The sequence below is a fragment of the Gluconacetobacter sp. genome, assembly GCF_047721585.1.
Classification (GTDB): Bacteria; Pseudomonadota; Alphaproteobacteria; order Acetobacterales; family Acetobacteraceae; genus Gluconacetobacter; species Gluconacetobacter dulcium.
Window position 1 is genome coordinate 1 of the sequence record NZ_JBDNXE010000228.1, and the last position, 2,934, is coordinate 2,934.

The 2,934-nt window shown below is 71.6% G+C and carries 1 protein-coding gene and 1 pseudogene; one reads left to right on the plus strand and one right to left on the minus strand.

Annotated features, from left to right (window positions below; all coding sequences use genetic code 11):
- Positions 1-200, minus strand: a pseudogene (locus ABF821_RS20560) (leucyl aminopeptidase family protein); the annotation flags it as partial.
- 133 nt (positions 201-333) lie between these two features.
- On the opposite strand from ABF821_RS20560, the gene ABF821_RS20565 reads away from it, so the two are divergent.
- The coding region (locus tag ABF821_RS20565; RefSeq protein WP_415531415.1) for a helicase-related protein at positions 334-2,934 on the plus strand (2,601 nt) is incomplete at its 3' end.

A 2,934-nucleotide genomic window follows, 5' to 3' on the forward strand; every position in this document is an offset into this window, starting at 1 on the left:
ACCCCGTCCTTGCCCGGCACCAGCCCCAGTTCCCCGACCAGCCCCCGAAAACCCGACTCGCGCAGGAACGCCGCGCCGGATTCACCGACTCGTTCGGCCAGGGTGCCGAACTCGGCAGGCGTGATCGCGTGAATCACGCGCACGCCGCTGCGTCGCCCTCGCGTGGACGGCAGCAGGCAGGGGAATTCTTCAATGGACATCAGCGACCTCCGCAACCCGAACACCATCAGCGTGCGTCCTGCGGTCGGGCAACGCAACCGGTCGCGCACGTATTCTACAATCCGGGCGCGGGTTTTGCTTGCAATCCATCCGGCGTCATCTGAGCATGGCCCCATGATGGGTGCATCCCCGGGGGCCGGCTCCCCCAGTGCCGCGCGACACGCCTTCCACCCTGCACATGCCAGGCGAATCAGGGCCGTCCTCGGGCCGACCAACACGGGCAAGACCCATCTCGCCATCGAGCGGCTGCTCGCCCATTCCAGCGGCATCATCGGCTTTCCCCTGCGCCTGCTGGCCCGCGAGAATTACGAGCGCATGGTCGCCGCCAAAGGCGTCGGCGCCGTCGCGCTGATCACCGGCGAGGAAAAGATCGTCCCGCCGAACGCCCGCTGGTTCTCCTGCACCGTCGAGGCCATGCCGCTCGACCAGCGCGCCGAATTCGTCGCGGTCGACGAAATCCAGCTCTGCGCCGACCCCGACCGGGGCCATATCTTCACCGACCGGCTGCTCCATGCGCGCGGCATGGTGGAAACCATGTTCCTGGGCGCGGAGACCATTCGCCCGCTGCTGCGCCGCCTGGTACCGGGCATCGAGATCGACACCCGGCCCCGCCTCTCCAGCCTGACCCATCTGGGTGCCAGCAAGCTGACGCGCCTGCCCCCCCGCTCCGCCATCGTCGCCTTCTCGGCCACCGAAGTCTACGCGATCGCCGAACTGATCCGGCGGCGGCGCGGCGGCTGCGCCGTCGTCATGGGCCAGCTCTCCCCGCGCACGCGCAACGCACAGGTGGCCCTCTATCAGGAGCGCGAGGTCGATTACCTGGTCGCGACCGACGCCATCGGCATGGGCCTGAACATGGACGTCAACCATGTCGCCTTCGCCGGCCTGTCGAAATTCGACGGCCTGCGGGCGCGCCGCCTCCATCCCGCCGAAATCGCCCAGATCGCCGGCCGCGCCGGGCGCGGCATGCGCGACGGCACCTTCGGCACCGCCGGCACCTGCCCGCCCCTGCCCGAGGAGGTGGTCGAGGCCGTCGAAACCCACCGTTTCGACCCGATCGAGCGTCTGTTCTGGCGCAACAGCGATCTGGATTTCGCCAATCCCGAGGCCCTTCTGGCCAGCCTGAACCGCCCCCCGCCGACGATCGGCCTCACCGCCGGCAACGAGGCGACGGATGTCCTCACCCTCGGCAGCCTGGCGGCGGTGCCGGACATCCGCACCCTCGTCCGCTCCCCCCGCGCCACCCGGCTGCTGTGGGAAGCCTGCCAGATCCCCGATTTCCGCAAACTGGGCGACGAGAGCCACACCCGGCTCTGCGCGCGGATCTTCACCCACGTCATGCGCGACGAGCATGTGCCCGAGGCGTGGATGGAGTCCCAGATCGCGGGCTTTAGCAAGACCGAAGGCGATATCGACTCCCTGATGCACCGCCTCTCGGGCATCCGCGTCTGCGCCTATATCGCCGCCCGCCGCGACTGGGTACGGCACGCCACCCAGTGGCAGGAGCGCACCCGCGCGGTCGAGGACCAGTTGTCCGATGCGCTGCACGAACGGCTGACCGCCCGCTTCGTCGACCGCCGCGCCGCCTCCCTGATCCGCCGCCTGGACGAAGCCGCCGAGGAAGACCTGCTGTCCGCCGTCACCGCCCAGGGCGACGTGGTGGTGGAGGGCCATCCGGTGGGCCGGGTGGTGGGCCTGGATCTGGTGGCGGACACCGCCGGCGCGCTGCCCGACCAGCGCCTCCTGCTGCGCGCCGCCCGCCGCGCCCTGCGCACCGAAATCCCCCGCCGCGTCCAGGCGCTCACCCAGGCCCCGGACGACGCCTTCGCGTTCTCCGCCGACGGGCGCTTCGTGGAATGGGACGGCGGCACCGTCGCCCGCCTGCGCGGCGGCGACCACCTGCTGCGGCCCCGCATCGAGGTCATGGACAATTCCTTTCTCGACGGCGCGCAGAAGGAACGCATCCGGGCGCATCTCGCCCAGTGGCTGGACCGGCAGGTGCGCGGGGCAATGGCCCCCCTGTTCGCCGCCCGCGCCGCCGTGGAAGCGGACCCGACCCTGCGCGGCATCCTGCACCGGCTGGAAGAACAGGGCGGCGTGGTCGCCGACAGCCTGTCCGTGCCCCCGGCCCAGCGGGCTCGTCTCAAGGCGCTCGGCGTGCGCATCGGACGACACGCGGTGCTGATGCCGTCGCTGCTCCGTCCTCACGCCATGCACCTGCGCGCCATCCTGCTGGCGGCGCGGGCCGGGCGGAAACTGCCCGACCTGCCGCCCGCCGGCGCGGTCTCGGTCCCGGCCGACGGCCCGCATGACGCCATCCTGGCGCAACTGGGCTGGATCGCCGCCGGCCCGGTGCGTCTCAGGCTGGATATCGCCGAGAAACTGTCCGGCGAGCTACGCTGGCGCGCGCGCAACGGCCCGGTCCCCCTGCCCGACGGCCTGCCCTCGCGTCTGGGCGTCCGTCCGGAAATGGTGGCGGCGATCCTGAAGGCACTGGAGATTCCCGTCCGCGCCGCCCGCCCCCTCGGCGCCGGCGAATACGGCCCGGCCGCGCCGGCAATGCTGGCGGTAACTCAAGACGCGCGACGCCGGCAGCGACACCGGACGCCCAACCCGCCGACCGAAGCACCACCCCGCCCCTCAAAGCCAAAGGGCCAGGCGCCCGGCGCCGTTCGTCCCATCCCGCCGGTCCGGGCACCCCGCCCCATCCCCGAC